The sequence below is a fragment of the Nostoc sp. XA010 genome, from assembly GCF_020829625.1.
Classification (GTDB): domain Bacteria; phylum Cyanobacteriota; class Cyanobacteriia; order Cyanobacteriales; family Nostocaceae; genus Nostoc.
On sequence record NZ_JAIVFX010000005.1, the window covers coordinates 310087 to 332385 of the forward strand.

At 42.3% G+C, this 22299-nt stretch carries 20 protein-coding genes; 7 read left to right on the plus strand and 13 right to left on the minus strand.

What is annotated here, in order from left to right:
* Window positions 1–41 precede the first annotated feature (41 nt).
* The gene (locus LC608_RS10665; protein ID WP_229553502.1) at window positions 42–2153 is read left to right on the plus strand and encodes a DHH family phosphoesterase; all 2112 of its coding nucleotides are present in this window, start codon (window positions 42–44) and stop codon (window positions 2151–2153) included.
* 374 nt (window positions 2154–2527) lie between these two features.
* Here LC608_RS10665 and psb30 read toward each other — a convergent pair whose 3' ends face one another.
* On the minus strand, window positions 2528–2671 hold the full coding sequence (gene psb30, locus LC608_RS10670) for a photosystem II reaction center protein Ycf12/Psb30 (RefSeq protein WP_229553503.1): 144 nt from the start codon (window positions 2669–2671) through the stop codon (window positions 2528–2530).
* A 260-nt stretch (window positions 2672–2931) separates the two neighbouring features.
* Here psb30 and LC608_RS10675 point away from each other — a divergent pair, with 260 nt between their 5' ends.
* The 3 genes from LC608_RS10675 (at window position 2932) to LC608_RS10685 (ending at window position 4229) form a co-directional block, all read left to right on the plus strand.
* On the plus strand, window positions 2932–3282 hold the full coding sequence (locus LC608_RS10675; protein ID WP_229553504.1) for a YkgJ family cysteine cluster protein: 351 nt from the start codon (window positions 2932–2934) through the stop codon (window positions 3280–3282).
* 101 nt (window positions 3283–3383) lie between these two features.
* Window positions 3384–3812 (plus strand): TMEM165/GDT1 family protein, encoded by a 429-nt coding sequence (locus LC608_RS10680; RefSeq protein WP_229553505.1) that lies wholly within the window; start codon window positions 3384–3386, stop codon window positions 3810–3812.
* 114 nt (window positions 3813–3926) lie between these two features.
* Window positions 3927–4229 (plus strand): TMEM165/GDT1 family protein, encoded by a 303-nt coding sequence (locus LC608_RS10685; protein ID WP_229553506.1) that lies wholly within the window; start codon window positions 3927–3929, stop codon window positions 4227–4229.
* Between the two features lie 252 nt (window positions 4230–4481).
* Here the strand turns inward: LC608_RS10685 and LC608_RS10690 are convergent, their stop codons facing one another.
* Entirely contained in the window at window positions 4482–5408 is a 927-nt protein-coding gene (locus tag LC608_RS10690; protein WP_229553572.1) for a cobalamin-binding protein, read from the minus strand.
* A gap of 576 nt (window positions 5409–5984) precedes the next feature.
* On the opposite strand from LC608_RS10690, the gene LC608_RS10695 reads away from it, so the two are divergent.
* Window positions 5985–8228, plus strand: coding sequence for an ATP-binding protein (locus LC608_RS10695; RefSeq protein WP_229553507.1), 2244 nt, complete (start codon window positions 5985–5987; stop codon window positions 8226–8228).
* A 100-nt stretch (window positions 8229–8328) separates the two neighbouring features.
* Here LC608_RS10695 and cysK read toward each other — a convergent pair whose 3' ends face one another.
* Window positions 8329–9291 (minus strand): cysteine synthase A, encoded by a 963-nt coding sequence (cysK, locus tag LC608_RS10700; protein WP_229553508.1) that lies wholly within the window; start codon window positions 9289–9291, stop codon window positions 8329–8331.
* 18 nt (window positions 9292–9309) lie between these two features.
* Window positions 9310–9780, minus strand: a complete 471-nt coding sequence (locus tag LC608_RS10705) for an Rrf2 family transcriptional regulator (RefSeq protein WP_229553573.1) — start codon at window positions 9778–9780, stop codon at window positions 9310–9312.
* Between the two features lie 226 nt (window positions 9781–10006).
* Here LC608_RS10705 and cysE point away from each other — a divergent pair, with 226 nt between their 5' ends.
* Together cysE and LC608_RS10715 are read left to right on the plus strand one after the other, a co-directional pair.
* The gene (cysE, locus tag LC608_RS10710) at window positions 10007–10732 is read left to right on the plus strand and encodes a serine O-acetyltransferase (protein ID WP_229553509.1); all 726 of its coding nucleotides are present in this window, start codon (window positions 10007–10009) and stop codon (window positions 10730–10732) included.
* Between the two features lie 180 nt (window positions 10733–10912).
* Complete coding sequence (locus tag LC608_RS10715) at window positions 10913–11500, plus strand: Crp/Fnr family transcriptional regulator (RefSeq protein WP_229553510.1); 588 nt, start codon at window positions 10913–10915, stop codon at window positions 11498–11500.
* A 6-nt stretch (window positions 11501–11506) separates the two neighbouring features.
* Here LC608_RS10715 and LC608_RS10720 read toward each other — a convergent pair whose 3' ends face one another.
* From LC608_RS10720 to LC608_RS10760, 9 genes are all read right to left on the minus strand, one after another.
* Window positions 11507–11845 (minus strand): NIL domain-containing protein, encoded by a 339-nt coding sequence (locus tag LC608_RS10720; protein ID WP_229553511.1) that lies wholly within the window; start codon window positions 11843–11845, stop codon window positions 11507–11509.
* 18 nt (window positions 11846–11863) lie between these two features.
* The gene (locus LC608_RS10725; protein ID WP_229553512.1) at window positions 11864–12526 is read right to left on the minus strand and encodes an NIL domain-containing protein; all 663 of its coding nucleotides are present in this window, start codon (window positions 12524–12526) and stop codon (window positions 11864–11866) included.
* A gap of 832 nt (window positions 12527–13358) precedes the next feature.
* Entirely contained in the window at window positions 13359–13979 is a 621-nt protein-coding gene (locus LC608_RS10730) for a DUF4926 domain-containing protein (RefSeq protein WP_229553513.1), read from the minus strand.
* Entirely contained in the window at window positions 13976–16972 is a 2997-nt protein-coding gene (locus LC608_RS10735; protein WP_229553514.1) for a leucine-rich repeat domain-containing protein, read from the minus strand. The genes LC608_RS10730 and LC608_RS10735 overlap by 4 nt, the downstream gene beginning before the upstream one ends.
* Before the next feature lie 473 nt (window positions 16973–17445).
* The gene (locus LC608_RS10740; RefSeq protein WP_118168346.1) at window positions 17446–17712 is read right to left on the minus strand and encodes an NIL domain-containing protein; all 267 of its coding nucleotides are present in this window, start codon (window positions 17710–17712) and stop codon (window positions 17446–17448) included.
* Window positions 17713–17861: 149 nt separating this feature from the next.
* The gene (cysW, locus tag LC608_RS10745; protein ID WP_229553515.1) at window positions 17862–18737 is read right to left on the minus strand and encodes a sulfate ABC transporter permease subunit CysW; all 876 of its coding nucleotides are present in this window, start codon (window positions 18735–18737) and stop codon (window positions 17862–17864) included.
* Window positions 18724–19584: a sulfate ABC transporter permease subunit CysT gene (gene cysT / locus LC608_RS10750; protein ID WP_229553516.1), complete on the minus strand. Its 861-nt coding sequence runs from the start codon at window positions 19582–19584 to the stop codon at window positions 18724–18726. Before cysT ends, cysW begins: the two co-directional genes overlap by 14 nt.
* Window positions 19585–19797: 213 nt before the next feature.
* Window positions 19798–20943 (minus strand): sulfate ABC transporter substrate-binding protein, encoded by a 1146-nt coding sequence (locus tag LC608_RS10755; RefSeq protein WP_229553517.1) that lies wholly within the window; start codon window positions 20941–20943, stop codon window positions 19798–19800.
* Between the two features lie 470 nt (window positions 20944–21413).
* On the minus strand, window positions 21414–22193 hold the full coding sequence (locus LC608_RS10760; protein WP_229553518.1) for a class II glutamine amidotransferase: 780 nt from the start codon (window positions 22191–22193) through the stop codon (window positions 21414–21416).
* Window positions 22194–22299: the final 106 nt, after the last annotated feature.

Below are 22299 nucleotides of genomic sequence, written 5' to 3' on the forward strand. Positions count from 1 at the left end.
CCTAACTTCTAACTCCTAACTTCTAACTACTAACTTGTATTGTGCTAGAACGACCTGTATCTGAACTATCAAAACCTCACCGACGCTTACCCGATCAGCGCTGGCAAATTTATCCACAAAAACCAGAATTTGCTCAAAATCTGGCAGCTTTGACAAACATTTCACCCATTGTCAGCCAGTTGTTGATTAATCGGGGTATGGAAACACCAGAACAGGTACAAGCATTCTTAAATCCAGAGTCTTTAGTCTTACCTTCGCCGTTAGAAGATTTCCCAGATTTGGCGATTAGTTTGGAGTTGTTGCAAAATGCGATCGCTTCTCAAACAAAAATTGCTATTTGTGGTGACTACGATGCTGATGGGATGACCAGCACTGCTCTACTTTTGCGTAGTCTCCGCACTTTAGGCGCACAAGTAGATTATGCTATTCCCAGCCGGATGCATGAAGGTTACGGTATCAATAAACGCATAGTTGAAGAATTCCACAGCGAAGGTGTGGGATTAATTCTCACTGTAGATAATGGCATCTCTGCGTTTGAACCAGTTGCTAGAGCTAGAGAACTTGGTCTTGCAGTGATTATCACCGATCACCACGATATCCCCCAAAAATTACCTCCGGCTAACGCTATCCTCAACCCTAAACTAATAGCTGAATCCTCACCTTATCGGGGTGTTGCTGGTGTTGGTGTTGCCTACATTTTGGCAGTGTCTCTAGCACAGCAGTTAGGGGAGACTAAGGGTTTGATCCAGCCGATGCTAGCACTATTTACGCTAGGAACGATCGCAGATTTAGCTCCCTTAACTGGCGTAAATCGCCGTTGGGTAAAACGTGGTTTACAGCATTTACCCAAATCCAACTTAGCTGGTGTAAAGGCGTTGATTCAGGTAGGCGGTGTGCAAGCGAGGGGAGATGAGGGAGCAGGGGGAGATAGGGAAAAGCTTCCATCCCTAGTCCCCAGTCCCCAATCCCCAGTCCCCAGTCCCAAATCCCTGAAGCCTGAAGATATTGGGTTTCGCTTAGGGCCGCGAATTAATGCTATTGGCCGGATTGGTAATCCCCAGACTGTGATTGAATTGCTGACTACAGATGATATGGGGGTGGCGCTGGAACTTGCAATGCGATGTGAACAAATAAATGCCAGTCGCCAGGAGATGTGTCAGCAAATTGAACAAGAAGCGATCGCTTATGTGGAGACAGAATTTGTTGCATCTTTACAGCAAGACCGTGTATTAATTGTTGTTCAACCCAATTGGCATCATGGCGTTATTGGGATTGTCGCCTCCCGCTTGGTAGAACGCTACGGCGTTCCCGTGTTCATCGGTACTTATGAGGATGAGGGACATATACGGGGTTCTGCACGCTCAATTCCAGAGTTTCATGTGTTTGAAGCTTTGGAATATTGTCACGATTTACTAGGGAAATTTGGCGGACACAAAGCAGCTGGTGGGTTCTCTTTACCAGCAGAGAATTTACAGGTGTTGCGATCGCGTTTGATTGAGTTTGCTAACCAGTGTCTTGAACCCCACCATCTCAAGCCTCTGCTCAAAATTGATGCCGAAGTCAACCTTAATCACATCAATCAGCAGCTTTATCAACAGCTTAATGCTCTGCACCCCTGTGGTATGGACAACCCCGATCCAGTTTTTTGGACACCTAATGTTCAAGTGGTTGAGCAAAAAATCGTCGGTAAGGGTCACATTAAACTGACAATTGCCCAAACTATTGATAATCAGGAGTATAAAATTAAAGCGATCGCTTGGCGTTGGGGAGACTATTTCCGCTTACCGACGCGAGTAGATGTCGCTTACAAACTGCGAGAAAATTACTTTAACGGTAACACTACTATTGAGTTAGAGTTAATAGGAGTCAGACTGCCAATTCAGCTTCAACAATTTTTTGCTGCGCCACCTACCCCGTCAAGCAGCACTTTTGAATACAACCAACGACAGTATACTTGTGGTTTCTATAAAAACGGTCTTGAAGCAGAATTAAGAATTAAAAACTCTGAAGGCAAAGTCTTAGCGATGCAACCAGGACATATAATTGGTTTACTAGGCACTAATCGCCAAAACGCCAAAGAAGTTGATATCTCTCAGCCACAGTATGACAGTATCATCCAAGCTGCCCTTCAGGCGTTATCAGTTAGGAGTTAGAGTAGAGACGCGATTAATCACGTCTCTACAGGAGTTAGAAGTTTGGAATTCTTAATTAACTTATTGTAAATTAAAGGGTTTAAGACCCCTATATTTACATCTAGCATCAGTTTCAGTCTTTAAAAAGCAGAACGCTATGTGTACCTTGCTTCCCCATAGGGGTAAGACAGATATTACAGTGAGCTTACCGAACTGCTCAGGAACCATTGGGGTTTAAATCCCCCTCTGAAATGTCTTTGATTTAGAATTTTGAATTATTAACACTTGTGACTGTGACACTTTGAGTGCTGATTTATGAGTTATGAGTTGAGAATAAAATTTAATTCCTCACTCCTAACTCCTCACTCCTAACTCTCAATCAGCACTCATAACTCTTACAGGTTGCCGTTGCGAAATGCCAGCAAAAAGATCACCATTGGCCCAGCAATCACAATTAGCGCCACGGAAAGCAATTGGAAAATAACTTCCCAATTGATACTGGTAAAAGCGTTAAACAAATCAGATACAGCGTCAAACATTTTTCTTTTTCTCCTCCCAATTGTCTTAAAAAATTCAATAACTTAATTACAAAACCCGCAATAGATCATATCTGGCTATGGCCTGTTAGATTTAATTTACTTAACAAAATTATAAGAAAAGACATAAAAACGTAAAATAGGGGCATGGGGAAGAGGCAGAGGGGCAGGGTGCGGGGGGCAGAGGGGAAAACTCTTCTCCCTTGCTTCCCCTGCTCCCCCTGCTCCCTCATCTCCCTCATCTCCCTACCCCCTAATCTAAAATGTCAACTTGGCAATGTGTAAAAGAATGTGGAGCCTGCTGTAATCTTGATCCAGCAGAGCGTCCAGATTTGGATGAGTATCTCTCACCACCAGAACTAGAACTCTACCTCAGCATGGTAGGCGAAGGGGGATGGTGCGTTAATTTCGACCATACCACGCGAGAATGTCGCATCTACTCAGATCGTCCTCGTTTCTGTCGTGTGGAATCAGAAGTATTTCAAGATATGTATGGTGTTGAACCAGAAGAAGTCAACGATTTTGCTATTGACTGCTGTCGCCAGCAAATAGAAGGAGTATATGGCGATCGCAGTCTAGAAATACTACGCTTCAATCAAGCTGTTGGGCTGTGACATTCCCACTCCTCGTTTTAGTATCTAGAATTGCAATTTATTACAACAATCTGAGAATATGATAGAAATATGAAAACAACCTTGCAACAAAACTATTGCCTGTGAAACTTGATTCTGCTCCTTTGGACATTTCTGGCATATCTCAGACTGAGATAGAGCTAGAACTGAAAGACAGCAATGATCTTAACTTAACTCCTGCGATCGCCCAACCAGTTCAGCCTGTAGTTGCCGATAGTCCTCAGAAGCAGCAATCAGCAGTAGTAATTTTTGGTACAACTTTTATAACCATTTTTCTAGCAGAAATTGGAGATAAGACTCAGCTATCAACCCTATTAATGAGTGCAGAATCTCATTCGCCGTGGGTGGTATTTATCGGATCTGCGGCTGCGCTGATAACCACCAGCTTATTAGGCGTGCTTTTAGGTAGTTGGATAGCCACCAGACTCAGCCCAAAAACTATAGAAAAATCAGCAGGCGTGATGTTGTTAGTGATTTCTCTAATGCTGTTTTGGGATGTATTCAAAGGTTAGTTACAAGTTAGGAGTTAGGAGTTAGGAGTTAGAAGTTAGTAGTTATTCTCCTTCATCTCTCCCTGCTTCTCCTGCCTCCCCTGCTTTCCCCCTTCCCCCTTCCCCCTTAATAATATGGATTGGCATCTTTTAGGACTAAGCTTTATTACAGTTTTTTTATCAGAATTGGGTGACAAAAGTCAGCTAGCGGCGATCGCACTTTCAGGGCGTTGTAATTCTCCGCGTGCAGTATTTTTTGGTGCAGCAGGCGCATTGCTGTTGACAAGTCTGTTGGGAGCATTAGCAGGGGGTGCAGTAGCAGAATTATTACCTACGCGCTTGTTAAAAGCGATCGCGGCTGTCGGATTTGCCATCCTCGCTGTACGTCTGCTGTTATTTAACAATCAACCATCGGCAGATTCTCAACAAACACCTTAAAGAAGAATTCAGAATCCAGGAATCAGAATTATTCTTCGTGGGGGATTGGAACCTGCCAAGGTTTGAAACAAATATTATATTATGTCCCCCAAATTACCCATAATAAAAGAACCCCTCCCTGCCGACGGGGAGGGGAGACAAAGCACAGCTTTGGCGGGGTGGGGTTCTCCGGGTTTAATAAGCAAGCAAGCGGACATAATATCACCCAGTCGGACTCGAATTCATAGTGAATTCTGGCTCCTGAATTCTTCTTTACAAAACTTCCCAACCAGTTCCTTTGTAGCCGTATTGAAAAATTTCTGGATGCAAAATTTCTGCCAAAATTTCTAGAGAATCTACCAGTCGTGGCCCTGGACGATTGAAATAAGAATTGCCATCAGTGATATATACCCTGCCAGCCTTAGTAGCGTGCAATTTTTCCCAGTCTGAATGTTGAGTTAATAAATTGGCTTCTTGGCGAGTGCGATTTAAATCAAAGCCACAAGGCATAAAAACAATTACATCAGGATCGGTTGTTAATAGTGTTTCCCACGGCAAAATCGGAGAAGGCTGACCTGTAGCGCAAAATAGAGACTGTCCTCCTGCTGAGTTAACTAATTCTGGAATCCAATTGGCGGCTACCATCAAAGGATCAGTCCATTCAATACAGGCGACAGTAGGCTGTTCATTTAACGAAAGTCCCTGGATTTTTTGCTGACAAATTTTGACGCGAGCTTCTAAATTTTCTATGACTTTTACAGAGTCTACGCCAAAGGTGTTACCGACTCGCTCAATGTCAGCCCAAATATCCTGGAGAAGATTGGGTTGTAAAGAAATAATCTGCGGTTTACTGTCAATGAGTGTAGCAACTGCCTTTTCAACATCGTGTAAGCTAACAGCACAAACATCACACTGGTCTTGAGTGAGAATGTGGGTAGGCTGCAATTTCTCTAAAACATCTGTTTTGATTTGGTAAATACTCAGAGCAGATTGCAATAAATTACTCACTTGATCGTGAATTTGGCCGCTGGAGGCATTTGAATTTAAGCGTGCTTCGGTACAAATGGGGCGATCGAGGATTTCTGGAGGGTAATCGCATTCGTGCGATCGCCCCACAATAGCATCAACCAAGCCTAGTGTCGCTAATATCTCTGTTCCACCGGGAATCAGGGAAACAATTCTCACATTACTATCCGTCATTCGCTCCACCTCCACAAAACCTGCCATTACTTCAATTTTCGCAAAATTTGAATCATTAGGCATCTTTCTCTAGGAGAATTAAGCGTGTTTTGGTAGTTAACACTCAGCAATAAATTAAACTCAGTGTTCAGTATTCGGAAGAGTCTTTCGTAGCCCTCAGTCTCTAGACCCAAATTCAAAATAATATACTACTGATACTACTTGATATAGAACTAATATTTGATTTCTGAAAAAGCTCGGTACAGATCGAAAAGCCTAATTCCCTATTCCCTATTCCCCACTCCCCGCCCAAGTAGATAATTTCAAAAATAAAATACGATTCCTATAGTAGAATTACTTGATAGTAAAATTCTTGGAAATGCTAATTATCCCCTGGCAAAAATCACTGGCATGAAGTAATAGAAGCGATGAGCAAAATTTGGTTTAAAACTTGTTATCTAAAACCATAAATTTTAATTAGAAAATATATATATTCCGGTTATGAAAAGCCAGATCAAGTAGTTGTAGTTATACAAAGACAGTTCTACTTTTTCCATAAAACTGCAAGGCAAAATTGTTTCTTCTTGAGGTTAACTAATGCAGGTGGTGTCAGCTAGAGATATTACAGAGCGCAACCAGTCCCAAAAGGCTTTGCAAATCAAAGAAAATCATCGGCGAAAACAAAGCCAAACGCTGGTGCAGCTAGCAAGAAGCAAGACATTTCAGCAAGGTGATCTCAATGCAGCCTTAAAGGAAATCACAGAGGCTGCTGCTCGGACGCTTTTAGTAAAGCGGGTTGGTGTATGGTTATATAATCAAGAACATTCAAAAATTGAATGCATCGATTTATATGATGTAAGCACCAAGGAGCATAGCTTTGGTAACTCGCTTTCAGAAAAAAATTATCCAGCTTATTTCCAGGCTTTAGAAGAAGAACGTACCATTGCCGCAGATGATGCCATAAACGATAAAAGAACCCAAGAATTATCCGAGTCCTATTTTTCAGTTTGGGGCATTGCATCCCTACTGAATGCACCGATTTGGCTAGAGGGCCGTTTGATAGGCGTAGTCTGTCACGAACACATAGGCGAAAAACGCCAATGGACTTTGGAGGAAGAGACTTTTGCCGGCTCCATTGCAGATTTCGTGACGCTGGCTATAGAAGCCAAGGAGCGAAACTTCGTACAAGAAGCATTGCGACAGAGTGAGGTGCAATTTCGGGCGATTTTTGAGCGTTGTTCTATCGGCATTGGACTTATAGATATCAAAGGGCAGATAGTCGATACTAATATGGCACTGTGCGAGATTTTAGGATATAGCCGAGAAGAGTTATACGGCAAGCACTTTACAGATTACATTTGCACACAAAGGGGGGATTTAAAACTTTACAAACAACTGATATCAGGAATTCACACAGACTTAAAGAAAACTTCGAGAGTAGGCTTCCAACCTTCCAAACATCATGAACAGTTTGTCGAAAGACATCGGATTGAGATGGAGAGACGTTGCCTGCATCAAAATGGTAGCTTAGTTTGGACTCATATCTCTGTTTCTGTTATACCAGCCAGCAATGGTGAACCTGAGTTTTTTCTAGCGATGATTGAGGATATTACTGAACGTAAGGAAACAGAATTGAAACTTCGTGCCTCTCAAGAAGCAGCAGAAGCTGCTAGTCGGGCAAAAAGTGAATTTTTAGCAACCATGAGTCATGAGTTGCGGACACCTCTCAATGCAATTATGGGTTTATCGCAGTTGTTGCAACAAGAAATAGTTGGCTCTCTCAATGAAAAGCAGAACGAATATGTAAGTTGTATATACAGTAGTGGTGAACATCTGCTGGCACTGATTAACGATATTCTTGATTTATCTAAAGTAGAAGCAAACAAAGAGGAACTATTACTCTCACCTTTGCCAGTGTCAGATTTATGTAATTATGCTATATGGACAGTGCGCGATCGCGCCTTAGAAAAGGGATTGCAACTCACCTGTAAAATTGACGTAGAAGAGGATATTTGTATTGGTGATGAGCGGCGTATTAAACAAATGCTACTCAACCTGCTCACCAATGCGATTAAATTCACTCCAGCCGGTCAGGTATCGCTAGTAGTGAAAAATGTATCGCAAGGAATAACATTTACAGTTTCAGATACTGGAATTGGTATAGACTCAAATCAATTTAAATTTATATTTGAACCATTTAAACAGCTTGATAGTCGGTTAAATAGGCAGTATGAAGGTACTGGTTTAGGTTTAGCGTTAACACGTAAATTAGCGCATTTGCATGGTGGAGATGTGAGTGTTAAATCGATTTTGGGAAAAGGTAGTCAGTTCACTCTATTTCTACCAAATCCAGTGGAGATGCAAACACGACAAGATAAAGGAGAACAGGAAGATACAAGAGCAAAATCTTTCCCTGCTAACCCCCAAAATCAAATCATTTTACTTGTGGAAGAAGAAGAAAATTCTGCCAGAGTTTTGCAAGATTATCTCCAGACAATTGGCTATCAAGTTAAGTGGATAGACAGCGTAAATAACTTTTTACAAGAAGTGCGAAACCTCCAGCCAAATCTAATTTTGTTGGATGTCCAGTTAGTAGGTAATGCTAATGGCTGGGAGCTAAATGTTCTCAAACAAGAGCCTTATTTCTCAGATTTGCAGGTAGTGATGATGGGCTTTAATGAACCTCCTGAAGAAAAGCTTTCTATTCTGCAAGCTGGTGCTAACGACTATCTTATCAAGCCAATTCGAGTAGTTCAATTAGAGTCAATATTGGCACGATATTTGAATTCTAGCGATTTTCAGATTAAAAAACACCAATTTAGACCGGAGCGATCGCAGTAAAAAATCACCGCCTAATAGATAATAGGTGCGTTATGCTCTCGCTTTAACACACCCTACTAGATAATTTATTTATTTTTTGGAAGTCCCTAAGATCTAAAAATTAAACTTTGCTCAACCACTCATTTTCCTCTGGGTCTTTGAACAGTGAAGTACTGAGGTAGCGTTCACCGAAGCTGGGCTGTATCATCACGATTAGGCGACCTGCATTTTCTGGCCGTTGTGCTACTTGAATAGCAGCATACAACGCAGCACCAGTAGAAATCCCCGATAGTAATCCTTCTTCTTTTGCGAGACGACGGCTGTAAGCGATCGCTTGCTCATCCGCTACCTGAATCACTTCATCCACCAGTTCTGAACGGTAAATTGCTGGGACAAATCCCGCGCCAATACCTTGAATTTTGTGAGGTCCTGATTTACCGCCTGCTAATACTGGGCTGTTGCTTGGTTCAACTGCGATCGCTTGAAAACTCGGTTTCCGTTTTTTAATAACTTCTGCAACTCCGGTAATCGTCCCACCAGTACCCACTCCCGCCACAAGAATATCTACCTCTCCATCGGTATCATTCCAAATTTCTTCGGCTGTGGTTTCGGCGTGAACTTTTGGGTTAGCGGGGTTGCGAAACTGCTGCAACATATAAGCATTGGACGTTTTAGCTACAATATGCTCTGCATGAGAGATCGCTCCTCGCATCCCTTCTACCCCTGGCGTTAACTCTAGTTGAGCGCCATAAGCTTTGAGCATGGATCGTCTTTCGTGGCTCATTGTGTCAGGCATCGTTAGAATAAGATGGTAACCCTTGGCAGCTGCTACCATCGCCAGCGCAATTCCTGTATTTCCAGAAGTCGGCTCTACTAAAATGGTTTTTCCAGGGTGAATTAAGCCTGCTTCCTCCGCCGCTTCCACCATACTCGCACCAATCCTGTCTTTGACAGAAGATGCTGGATTCATGCTTTCTAGCTTCACCACAATCCGAGCAACCGCTCCTGAAGCTTGGGGAATCTTATTTAATTGAACTAAAGGAGTTCGGCCGATTAACTCTGTGATATCTTTGGCTATCCGCATGTCAGTACTCCTTGGTGTCTAAATATAATACATCGGACTTTGCTGTGCGCGAGTTTCCCTTTCCTGGCACAAGTCTTGGAGTGTATAACTACCCAAAACTTCAATTGAGGCAGCGTTAGCTTGCTCCCAAACTTCATAAACCAGAGTCTTTTCCAGAGTCGCAGATTCAGAGGTATCTTTCTCTTTTCGCTCGCCTTCTACCAAAGTGACAATTTCAAGTATTGTAATCTGCCAAGGTTCACGAACTAAAACGAAACCTCCTTTAGAGCCGCGTTGACTCTGCACCACACCAGCACGCCGGAGGTTGGTCAAAATTTGTTCCAAATAGCGCTCAGGTATGGGTTGCTTGGCAGTGATCTCGCTCATGGTTAGAGGAAGCTTTTTTCCGTGGTGGCTTGCCAGTTCTAAGAGTGCCAGCAGTGCGTATTCCACTTTGGAAGACAGATCCAAGAGAGCGTAGTTTTGGCTATTCAAGGCTGTACTCAACATACTACGGTGAATTGGGGGACTTATCGCAGTTAATGCGAAAATAATTTTTTTCAAAGTGTGGAATGTGATAGCATCCCACTTATTACCCACAAAAGCACTTTATCCTATCGACTTACCGTAGATTATTATCCTACACAATTCCCATAAATGACCTGATCTTTTAGTGGGAATTATCCTGAGTTTCTGTTTTCAGAGCCTCACCTACCAACGAAAACCTTAACAGAGTATGCTACTAACTGATTTGCGAACCATTTTTGAGCGTGACCCAGCAGCCCGTAACTGGCTAGAAGTATTGTTCTGTTACCCTGGACTCCAAGCTTTAGTGTTTCATCGATTAGCACACTGGCTGTATAAAATTGGAATTCCCTTTATACCAAGGCTCATCTCTCATATTAGTAGGTTTTTAACCGGAATTGAAATTCATCCTGGGGCATTAATTGGCCAGGGAGTATTTATAGACCACGGGATGGGAGTAGTGATTGGCGAGACTGCGATCGTGGGGGATCATGCCTTGATTTATCAAGGTGTAACCCTTGGCGGGACTGGGAAAGAAAGCGGCAAACGCCATCCAACTTTAGGCTCTCATGTAGTTGTGGGAGCGGGTGCAAAGGTATTGGGAAATATTCAAATTGGCGATCGCGTCCGTATTGGAGCAGGTTCTGTGGTGCTACGAGATGTCCCCAGTAACACTACTGTAGTGGGGATTCCAGGGCGCGTGACTCGTCAGAACAACTCGTCTACCAATGTTCTGGATCATGATAAAGTACGCGACGTAGAAGCTGAAGTCATCCGCGCTTTATTTGAACGCGTCAAGGCTCTAGAGAAACAGTTCGAGGAGTTGCAACAATCAAGTTTATCCGCAACTGAGCTTAACGACGAACCAACCGACAACCCTAAGAGCAATAATTCTGATGGGATAATTGAAGATTTTCTCGATGGTGCGGGAATTTAATTTTGGGCATTGGGCATTGAAAAGAGGCAGGGGGCAGAGGGGAAAATTCTACTCCCTTGCTCCCTACTCCCTGCTCCCTTGCTTCTTCCCCAATCCCCTCTTTAAAATCTTCATAGCCTCTTAGAACCTGATATAAATATAATACTACGGTTAATTTATCGGAGAATAGTTTTATATATTATGGTGGCTTTATACACAAGCTTATCTAGCTCAAGTAATAATACTAAAGAAGTTTTTGCCCGTAGGTCATTTCTACCAGAGCATCAAAATGGACTCTGGAAGATTGAAACGGGTTTTATCAGGACTTTTACCTATCTGGAAGATGGTACAACCGTCGCTCTGGGATTGTGGGGCCCTGGAGATGTCGTTGGTAAGGCTTTGTCAAAATTAGATCCTTACCAAATGGAATGCCTAACTAAAGTAGAGGCAACGGTTTTATCTCTAGAGGAATGCACTCAACTAACAGAAACTCTACTTACCCATATTCAACAGGCTCAAGAATTGATGGTTATTCGTAGCCATAAAAAAGTTGAAACCATGCTAATCAAGCTGTTGGCATGGTTATCTAAAAAGTTTGGTTCGGAAGTTGAGAAAGGACGTTTAATAGATATGCGTCTGACTCACGAAGACTTGGCGGAAATGCTCGGTTCAACTCGTGTGACTATCACTCGTATTCTTGGGCAGTTTGAGCAAGAGGGACTGATTTCTCGTCTTTCCTTGCATCGAATTGTACTGCGAGAAGAAGAAATTTGGTACTACGAAATTTAGATTATTTCAGCAAAACCAGCTATCGCCGTCAGCATTCGGCTTACCCACAATTCTCAGATTCAGGGATTCCAGGTAGGCCAGACCGCTAGAGATTTGTGGCACTGTTCCCCGCAATTCAATGTCAAAGTATCCTTCTTGATCTGTATTTGATTGTAGTATAGCCTTGGTAATATTAACTACTAAGCCGTAAGTAGAAATTAACTGCGAAATCACAGGCGCTTGCAGATAGCATTTAGGAATATATATCCGCAGACGAATCTGGGTGACTTGGCTTTTTGCATAAACTGAAGAAACCAGTGATAATCTGGTTTGGGAATTGCTTTGATGGTTATTTAATGCTGCCATTGGGTAGTGAGTTATTAATTAGCGTAGGCGTAGCCCATCGTAGACATCGCTATAAACGCTAGACAAATCTAGCCAAATTGGTAGCCCCAGTTTTTCTAAATAACTCAGGCTAGAGTAGAGTTGCTTTGTTCTCCCCCACAAATCCAAGTCAAACCAGCCGTCATCTTCCGTATCGGGTTGGAGTGTAGCACTGGTGATATTGACTGTTAGTCCATAACGAGAAACTAATTCGGAAATCACTGGTTCTTCGTAATAAGATTTTAAGACGCACACTTGCAAGCGCAATCGACTAGTTTGGCCCAGAGAAATCCATTGCTGGAATTGTTCTTGCCATTGATTTGTCAGCCATACAGAGTTTTTGGGACTCATGCTAGCTGGATATGGAAAAGTTAAAGATTGCTGGTTGGGTTGAATCTGGGTAGCGATGGCTAATTCCAGCAAATTCACCCCCAATCCTTGCAAGTAAGATAAGCTATTTGTCAGTTTTTGGGGATTTCCCGAAAGTTCCAAGTCAAACCAGCCATCGCTATCATTGTCGGATGTCAGGGATGCAGCTTTAATATTGACGGTTAAATCATAACGAGACACCAGTCGAGAAATTACAGGTTGCCTGTTATACCGTTGAGGCACGAGAATGCGGCTGTGGACTGAAGCGGGTTCTATAGATTTACTCTGAGACATCAGATTAATTCCCAATAGCGATGCCTAGGTTGGGTTGTGCCTACGCAATTTTTAGGTTTGGCAGAGAATTTTGCTAATGCCGTATCCCTGCAACTCAACTGTCCTTGCTTGAGTGTCAGCCTCATAGAGATTTTCATATTTCTGGCTTCTATTAAACTACGGTAACACCATCGATTTAATGCATTTATTGTTATTTAAAGGAGATTCTCACAAAGATCGCAAAACAGCAATGAGTAAATGCACGTAACTATGCTCAGTTTATCTTGAGTATTTTAGTACTAATACAGTTGACATTTTAAGATATCTGTAGTATAGATGTATGACATAATAATATTTAAGTGTTTCCACAGCTTGAAACGCAATTTTAAGGTTTTTTAATCGAAATAATTGATTGGCTCGCATTGATGGGGACGAGCAACTCAAACGATGCAAAAACCTATTATTTCAAGGCTTTGAAACCGGAAGGAAGACTGATTTTGATGTGGGTTTCGTTTGAATCGCTGATGATAAGCAACATGGGTTCAGAAACCGAAGTTATATTTCAATACGCTTTGCTTTGCGAAAAATAGTAGGTTGGGTTGAGCAATAGCGAAACCCAACAAATGGTTGATAATGTTGGATTTCGTTCCTCAATCCAAGCTACACTACTTTTAGTTTTTACCCTTAACTTAACCGTATTGAGTTATATTGAATAGCCAACAAATAATTTTTATTAAACAGAATTCAGGAGTCAGAATTCATTCTGAATCCTGGCCGAAAAAGCAGAAAATATTTTTCACGCGATAACTACTTTCAATACCAAACCACTGCACACCAACCCGCACATCAAAGACTAATGCTTAATTAGTTCTATGCCTAATTTGTTACCTATTTCCATAACATTGTTTGTAAAGTCTGTTATACCTGCGATCGGGGCAGCGACTAGAGTAGCAGCAGTTAGTAAAGCTACTAAACGCTTGTTGAGTTTGGGTAAACTGCGTTCTTTTTCTGGCTTTTGAATTTCTACTTCTACATCATCAATATCGATGATCATGTCGTCGCGGATTTCTGGCGGGAATTGGGCGGCAGTTTGACGCATGGTACTGATGATTTGCATTAGTTCTGCTACGCTTGCGCCGCTTGTTTGATTAAGGTTGGTTACTGTGGCTTGGGCTTGGTTTTGAGCGACAATTCCAATAGTTGCGTTTTTGAAGTCATTTTGGTTTTTATCACCTTGAATTTTATCACCTTGGATTTTATCACCTGCAACGTTATCGCCTTTGCCGAATTGATTTATGTTGGTAGACATAGTTTTTAGGGGTTTGTAATGGAGTTTAAGGATTTGATGGGCTGGTAAGGCTTGCATGGCATAGGTTTGACCGTCATCATCGCTCAATTCTACTTCGTATATTTCGGGGGCGAGGATTTCGACAATTGGCTGGGAATACGCTAATTCAAAGTTGGGTAACTTCATCCTGTTTTATCGCCTTCGACCCGATCGCCTCCAAAATTATCGCCTTCTCCATGTTGGTTAAAGGTTTTAGAACGGCGATGATCGTTAATGTTAACGGAAATATTGTAAGGATTATCTTCTGAGACTTCTACATCTAAGCCAGTCTGTTTTCTTTGACGTATTCCAATGTCTTCGTAACCATCTAAAAGTTGACGCAGATCGAGTTTTAATTTTAGTTTGCCGATGGTGATTGTGCTTTCACCCATTGATTCGAGTCCGAGGAGTTCTTGGTAGTCGAGGGGCGGATGGTTGCGATGCTTGGGGACGGGAACCCATTCGGTGATTTCGAGATTGGGGAGACTTTTGTGGATTTTTTTGAAGACATCGCGGAGGATGCCGAGAAATAAGCGACGGGTTTCTTTGCGTCCGCTAATGGTGATGAAGATTTTTTTGTCTTCGGGATCGGCTTTGATCTGAGCGATGTTGTAGATTTCGTTGTTTTCTTGATGTTGCAGCATTACGCCACTGCGCCAATAGATTTGGTTATGAATTTTTTCGTGGGTGATGACGATGAAGCGGGAAATGATACTTTCGGGGAGAACTTTGTAATGGTATTGAAATTCGAGGGTTTCGCCTTCTAGTTCTGTTTCGTCTGGTTGGTCTTTGGGCAGAAGTCCCGGAATTAGAAATTGTGGTGGTTTACAATCTAATTCAAAGCAAAGCTCAAATTCTTTCATCAGCCCAATCAGATATTTGTGACGCTCAATGGGGTAGCGCTTTTGATTGAGAATAGAGGCGAGATCATCAGAGGTGAAAATGCCTTTGGTTTTAGTTTTGAGGTTTTCATCGCTCAGGAGCGCGTAAATGCCTTCTGTCACCCAGTTGGGTTTGAGGACATTGGTATCTTTGAGGATGGGGTGATCGCGGAAGTTGAGAACTAAGCCAAGCCGATGGAGGAGATCGATGAGTTGATCTTGGTTTTGGTCTTCGGTAATCTTGTTTTCGTGACAGATGCCGATGTAGCGGTTGTAGCTGATGAAGTCTTGGGGCATGGATTCGAGTTGTTGTTTAACTTCAAACCATGTCAGGGGTAGAAGATCGTAGACTTCTTTGAGGTTGCTGACTTGCTGCAAAATGGCGGTGCGAAGTTCATCAATGCCGATATTGTCTTGGCAGGAGGTTTCGATAATCGCTTGGATGTTAGAATATTTTTCGCGTAATGCCTTGCGGTTGATGTCGAGGGGTTGTTCGTCTTTTTTGTTGCCAACGATAATCACGGGGGACTCTCCGCCGAAGCTTTCGATTAGTTTCAGCCAATATTCGATGCGGTTTTCTTCTTCGCTGGTGCGACAATTACAGACTAAGAGATAGAGGCTGCGCTTAGTCAGAAAAAACTGATGAGTGGCATGATAAATTTCCTGTCCGCCAAAGTCCCAAACATTTAGACGGATGTCTTTACTATTGACCTGCACGTTCCAAGTTTCCACATTGAGTCCGTCGGTTTGAGATTGATTTTTGTCATATTTATTGCGGATTAGTCGCTCGATGAGGGATGTTTTGCCGACGCTGCCTTGTCCGATGAGCAAGAGTTTGGCTTCGTTGAGTGGACGCACTTCACCGCTACGGAGTAATCGCAAGTAATTGAAAATATCTTCAACTGAACCAATATCATCAGGAGATCCTAAAATCTCTGGTGAAATAGGAAGCGGATTTCCCCGTAAATCTAGTGTTTCCAATTTCGGCAAATTTTCGAGCGCTTCTGGAACCTGTGTTATTTGGTTGTTATGCAGGTAAAGCTCTGTCAGATTGGTCAAATTTTCGAGCGCCTCTGGAACCTGGGTTATTTGATTGCCACTGAGATCAAGCTGCGTCAGATTGGTTAAATTTTCGAGCGCCTCTGGAACCTGGGTTATTTGATTGCCACTGAGATCAAGCTGCGTCAGATTGGTTAAATTAGCGATTGCCTCTGGAATCTGGGTTATTTGGTTTTCACTGAGGTGAAGCTGCGTCAGATTGGTTAAATTAGCGATTGCCTCTGGAATCTGGGTTATTTGGTTGTCACTGAGGTGAAGCTGCGTCAGATTGGTTAAATTAGCGATTGCCTCTGGAATCTGGGTTATTTGGTTGCGACTGAGGTGAAGCTGCGTCAGATTGCTTAAATTAGCGATCGCCTCTGGAATCTGGGTTATTTGGTTGCGACTGAGGTCAAGCTGCGTCAGATTGCTTAAATTAGCGATCGCCTCTGGAATCTGGGTTATTTGGTTGTCACTGAGGTAAAGCTGCGTCAGATTTATTAAATTAGCGATCGCCCCTGGAATCTGGGTTATTTGGTTGTAACTGAGGTAAAGCTGCGTCAGATTGGTTAAATTAGCGATCGTCTCTAGAATCTGGGTTATTTGGTTGAAACCCAGGTGAAGCCGCGTCAGATTGGTTAAATTAACGATCGCCTCTGGAATCTCGGTTATTTGGTTGAAAGTGAGGTGAAGCTGTGTCAGATTGGTTAAATTAGCGATCGCTTCTGGAATCTGGGTAATTTTGTTGGAATTGAGGTGAAGCTGCGTCAGATTGGTCAAATTAGCGATCGCCTCTGGAATCTGGGTAATTTTGTTGGAATTGAGGTGAAGCTGCGTCAAATTGGTCAAATTAGCGATCGCCTCTGGTATTTCAGTTAGCTCTACTCGGATTAAGATAAGTTCCTCTAAATGTAGTATTTGCATTACCACATCGGGAATGCTCTCTAAAGGATTGTCACTAATATCTAATTTACGCAAATTAGGCAAACCCAATAGTTCGAGTGGAAGCGTTTTTAAATTATTGCCTGAAACCTTTTGGAGATCGTGGTCTTCCACTTCTTCATAACCTTCAACCTTCTTTCCCAAAATCAAAGACTCAAGCTGCTTCAACTTACCAATTTCCACAGGTAACTCAGTCAACTCCTGTCCCGACAAGTCTAACTCTTGCCAACCCTCAGCCGCCGCGCGATCTATCAGTACCAACAATTCATCCTGCGTCATAATTCCAAGGAGAAGGGTAAAAGGAAAGAAGATTGATGAAGATTATCTTAACTGATTAGGGAAAAATGCTATAGCAGTCCTAAATCATTCGTGAACAATAAATAAATAAGATCCCCGACTTCTTTGAGAAGTCGGGGATCTGAGTCTCTCGATTTTCACAACTCATTTAGGATCGCTATAGACCATCATTTTTTGGCGATCTGTCAGTTCGCTATTTGGGATATTGCAGATTTAGGCGATCGCATATATTAGTAAACCAAAAAGTTTTTCTCCAGAGAGCGATCGCTAAATACTTTCTTTTATTACTATGCAAAAATAAAATATTTGTAGGTTGGGTTTCACTTTGTTCAACCCAACCTACGCTTAGATTTATAAAAACTAATCACAAACATTGGTTTCTGATTTTTATCTCGTGAGAGCCATAAAAAAGCGTTAGTAAACTCAAAGTGATTTAATTTCACCTGCGTTTGATTTTACCAATCACTTGCTTTAGTGTCATCCCAGACTTCCAATTCCAAGTCGCGGAGATAGGTTAACCCACTCTGAATTTGTGCATCTGTTCCTTGTAATTCAAGGTCAAACCAACCATCACCGACAGCATTGGCTCCCAAAATTGCTGCGGTGATATTCACAGTCAGCCCATAGTCAGATACCAGGCGAGAAATTACAGGTTCCTGGTGATAATCTTTGGGAATTCTTAGTCGAATTCGTTTGTTGGTAAGTGTATTGTCAGTAGCCATATCTGAATTATTTCAATCCCTGATAGAGATTGGTACAGAACTACTCTTAACCCTAGCGGTAATTTCCTGATAGGTACTAAGTAGATCGTACCATGTCCCATGATTTGCTTGTATCCTATTCAAAGGATAACTATAATCTATTGATTTTTCTATTCAACATCTTTAATGCGGGTTTTCCGTTCTAAAAGCTCCTTCAGCACTAAGGTTACTACTGCTAGCAACGCTAACAGTACAGCCGCAGAGAAGGCAGCTTCGGTTTCATATTGTTTGTAAGCGTCTTCTACAAACAGTGGTAAGCTCTGAGTTTGGTCAGCAATGTTACCAGATACCACCGAAACCGCGCCGAATTCACCCATTGCTCTGGCATTGGTCAAAATTAAACCGTAGAGTAAGCCCCAACGGATACTGGGTAAGGTGACGCGCCAAAATATTTGCCAATCTTCCGCACCTAAAGTTCTAGCAGCTTCTTCTTGATCCTTACCAAATTCCTCTAAAACAGGAATTACTTCCCGCGCCACAAAGGGCATACTCACGAAGGCTGTAGCCAGCACCATCCCTGGAAAGGCAAAGATTATCTTGATATCATGAGCCTGAAGCCAAGGGCCAAACCACCCATTACGTCCGTAAAGTAGCACAATCATCAATCCTGCGACTACGGGCGAAATGGAAAACGGCAGGTCAATAATGCTCAAAACTACGGCGCGTCCGGGAAATTTATGACGAGCGATCGCCCAAGCTGCACATAAACCAAATACCGTATTTAAAGGTAGAGAAATCACAGCCAGCAATAGCGTCAGCCAAGCTGCATGGAGAAAAGCTGGCCGCGTCAGGTTAGATAGAAACGGCCCAACTCCTTTGCTGAAGGCTTGGACAAAAACGTTAATTGCCGGGATGTATTGAACTAGGGCTAAATAGGCGATCGCTATACCAATTAAAAGTATTGGTACCCAACTCTTCTGCTCTTTAGGCTTGGCTATATCGGTATCAGATGCAGATGAGTGAAAACTTGGCTTATCTACTGTCATATCGCCTTGCCCATGCTTGTAAGAAATTAATTGCCAATAGTAGTACTAATGAAATGGATAGTAAAACTATGCCAATTACTGTTGCACCAGAATAGTCATATTGCTCTAATCGCTGGAAAATCAGCACAGGTGCGATTAAATCTTGATAAGGCGTATTGGAAGAGATAATCACAGTCGAACCATATTCCCCAACTGCACGGGAGAAACCCAAGGCAACCCCAGTTAAAATTGTCGGAAATAAAGGTGGCAAAATCACTTTCCAAAACGTCTGCCATTGAGAAGCACCCAAACACCAGGCAGCTTCTTCAATTTCACGTTCCATTTCTTGAAGCACGGGTTGCACAGTTCTCACGATAAAAGGTAGTGAGATAAATATCATTGCTACTGCTACTCCCGTGCGGGTAAAAGATACCTTAATTCCCAGTGGAGCTAGTAGTGAACCTATCCAGCCATTATCACTGTAAACCGTTGCCAGTGTTAACCCTGCTACCGATGTTGGTAGTGCAAAGGGTAAATCCACTGTGGCGTCAATCAAACGCTTGAAGGGAAAGTCGTAGCGAACTAGAACCCAAGCAATCAGAGTACCAAATACGCCATTGAGCAAGGCAGCAAAGATTGCCGTAACAAAAGTGACATTATAAGTGGCTAATGCTACATCGCTGGTTGCGATCGCCCAAAATCTCGCCGGAGGTTCCGTACTTGCTTTCAGGAACATGGCAATGATAGGGATAAACAACATCACTGTCAGATATCCTATGGTGATTCGCCAAGTCCAAGGAACCCGCCCCAATTTCTTCCAGAACGGTGTTTTGCGTTCAACTTTCAGAGACGGAGATACAGTTGTCATAGTCAAAAATTCAAAATCTAAAAATCACAAGAAGTTTTGGCGTTGCTGATTGGGATATGACAAATAATTTTGCGTCATTTTAAAATCTTTGTAGAGACGTTGCATTGCAACGTCTCTACATCCACATTCATCCCTCGATTTAGCAACGCCAAAGTTTTTTGTCAGTAGTCGGTCGTTTTTTTCTACTGACACCAACCATTGACTAATGACTAATTACTTTTTCTTGGCTTGAATCTGGTCAAAAATCGCTCCCTCTGCGAAGAACTTCTTATTGATTCCATCCCAACCGCCGAAGTCTGCAACTGTACCCAAAGTTTTTACCTTAGGAAATTTGTCTGCAACTTCTTTACTTAGGCTCAAAGTATCATCTGCCGGTCGGAATCCCAATTTTGCAAACTCCTGTTGAGCCTCTGGAGTATATAGATATTTGACAAAACCTTCGGCAACTTCACGCGTACCGTGCTTATCAACATTTTTATCTACCACTGCGATGGGATTATCGATAGATATATTGACATCAGGGATAATCGCAGTCAATTTTTCACCCTTTTGTTCTGCCAATATAATCTCATTTTCATAGTTAATCAGGGCATCACCTTGACCCTGTTTGAAAAAGGCATCAGTAGCTTCACGGGCATCTTTCGTCAGCAAGGGTACATTGCCGTACACTTTGGTTACAAACTCAGTCGCTTTAGCATCATCTCCACCAGTTTTAATCACTGAATTCCAAAGAGCTAAGAAATTCCAGCGAGCAACTCCTGATGTTTTCGGATCAGCAGTAATTAGTTTGATACCTTCTTTAGATAAATCTTCCCAAGTTTTGATGTTTTTAGGATTTCCTGGACGAGTGACTAATGCTGCTACTGATTTGGAGACAATACCATTATTAGGAACTTCTTTTTCCCATCCTGATTGAATTAATCCAGCCTTCTCAATCTTTGAGGTGTCTCCAGCTAGTGCCAAGTGAACAACATCTGCTTCCAAACCATCGATAACGGCGCGAGTTTGGGAACCAGAACCGCCATAGCTTTGCTTAAACACGACAGTTTGGTTATGATCTTTCTTCCACTGTTCTACAAATTTAGGAATAATTGCTTCGTGAGCCGCTTTGGTAACTGCAAAGGAAACTAGAGTTAGTTCAACATTATCTTTGCTTGCAGCCACAGGAATAGCACTAGGGGTTTCAGAGGAAGAATTGCTCCCAGATCCTCCACCAGAACAGGCAGCAAGCGCCACACTCAATACAGTCCCTACCAAAAAGAGTGATACAAAGCCTTTGAGCGAATTTAGTCTGAACCGATACGTTCTATGTTCAGCTATCGCTTGTAATCTTTTCAGTGGGCGTTGCCACAAACTCATTCTATTTCCTCCGCTAAATCTACAAATAATTGATGGGAATACAGTTATATAGTGTTTATCATACTGGATAATTCCATGTATCTAGTTGCAAACACCAACAAAGCTCACATTCTTTATCAAGAATATGGTGATTTTAGCAGTTTTGTGAAAAATTACAATGTTTTTACTTTCAACTATCAAATTGTCATTACAATTGTCTATCTAGTGTATCAAGCAACTTGCTACGGGATTAGCTAATTTTTGAGGACAGTCTATCGGCTTCGCTCAACGCAGTGCAACAAAATAAAGTAGTTGAGTGCAATAAAGAGTAATAAATATAAGCTGCAACCAGATATTGCTGAATCTGAGGGCAACCCGCGCTCCGATGTCACAACTCAGATAGGATTACTATAGTTGTAAATTGCTCAATATAAAAAACAAAACCCATCTAGAAATTATCTAAATGGGAAAAATTGAACGACTACTTATTATTAACTGGATGCATATTTCAGGGGTAGTCCATCCTGAAAAACAAGTAATTCTCCGGGTTGTATTTGTGTCCAAACTTCGTTGTCAGTCAGAGGTGTGGTGGCAATGACAGCAACGCGATCGCGTTCTGTAGTCACCTCCCGAAAATCTACGGTCATGTCTTGGTCAATTAAATGGGCAGCTGCAAAGGGCGCTTGGCGGACAATGTAGCTGAGGTTGGTTGAACAATAAGCAAAAAAGTGGACTCCATCTGACAATAAGTAATTAAATATACCAACGTTTGCAATTACAGCAGTAATTTCTTGCAGCACAGGGTACAGTTCCTTTATGTCAGGCTTACCCTGAGGAAAGCGCGATCGCAATGTTTCTAGCATCATACAGAATGCTTTTTCACTATCTGTATCACCTACAGCTTGATAAAAGCCCAAATTTTCTGGGTCAAAATCTGGCAAATTACCATTGTGGGCAAACACCCAATACTGACCCCACAATTCTCTGCGGAAAGGATGGCAGTTGTGTAAGGCAACTTCACCCTGAGTGGCTTTACGGATATGGGCAATGACATGGGTTGAGTGGATGGGATAACTCCGCACAAACTCTGCTACAGGAGAAGCAACAGAAGGTTGGGCATCTAAAAACATCCGACATCCCTTTCCTTCAAAGAAAGCAATGCCCCAACCATCGCTATGGTGATCCGTTTTTCCTCCCCGTGCAGAAAACCCTTCAAAAGAAAAGCAAATATCCGTTGGAACATTGCAATTCATTCCGAGCAATTGACACATGGATGTTGTCGCTCTCAATTTTTGATTACGGCCTCAGGATCAAGATACTTCAGAATGCTGCCTTGATTCTGGAGCGATCGCTTCAATCTTAGACTTTTTCAGTTAA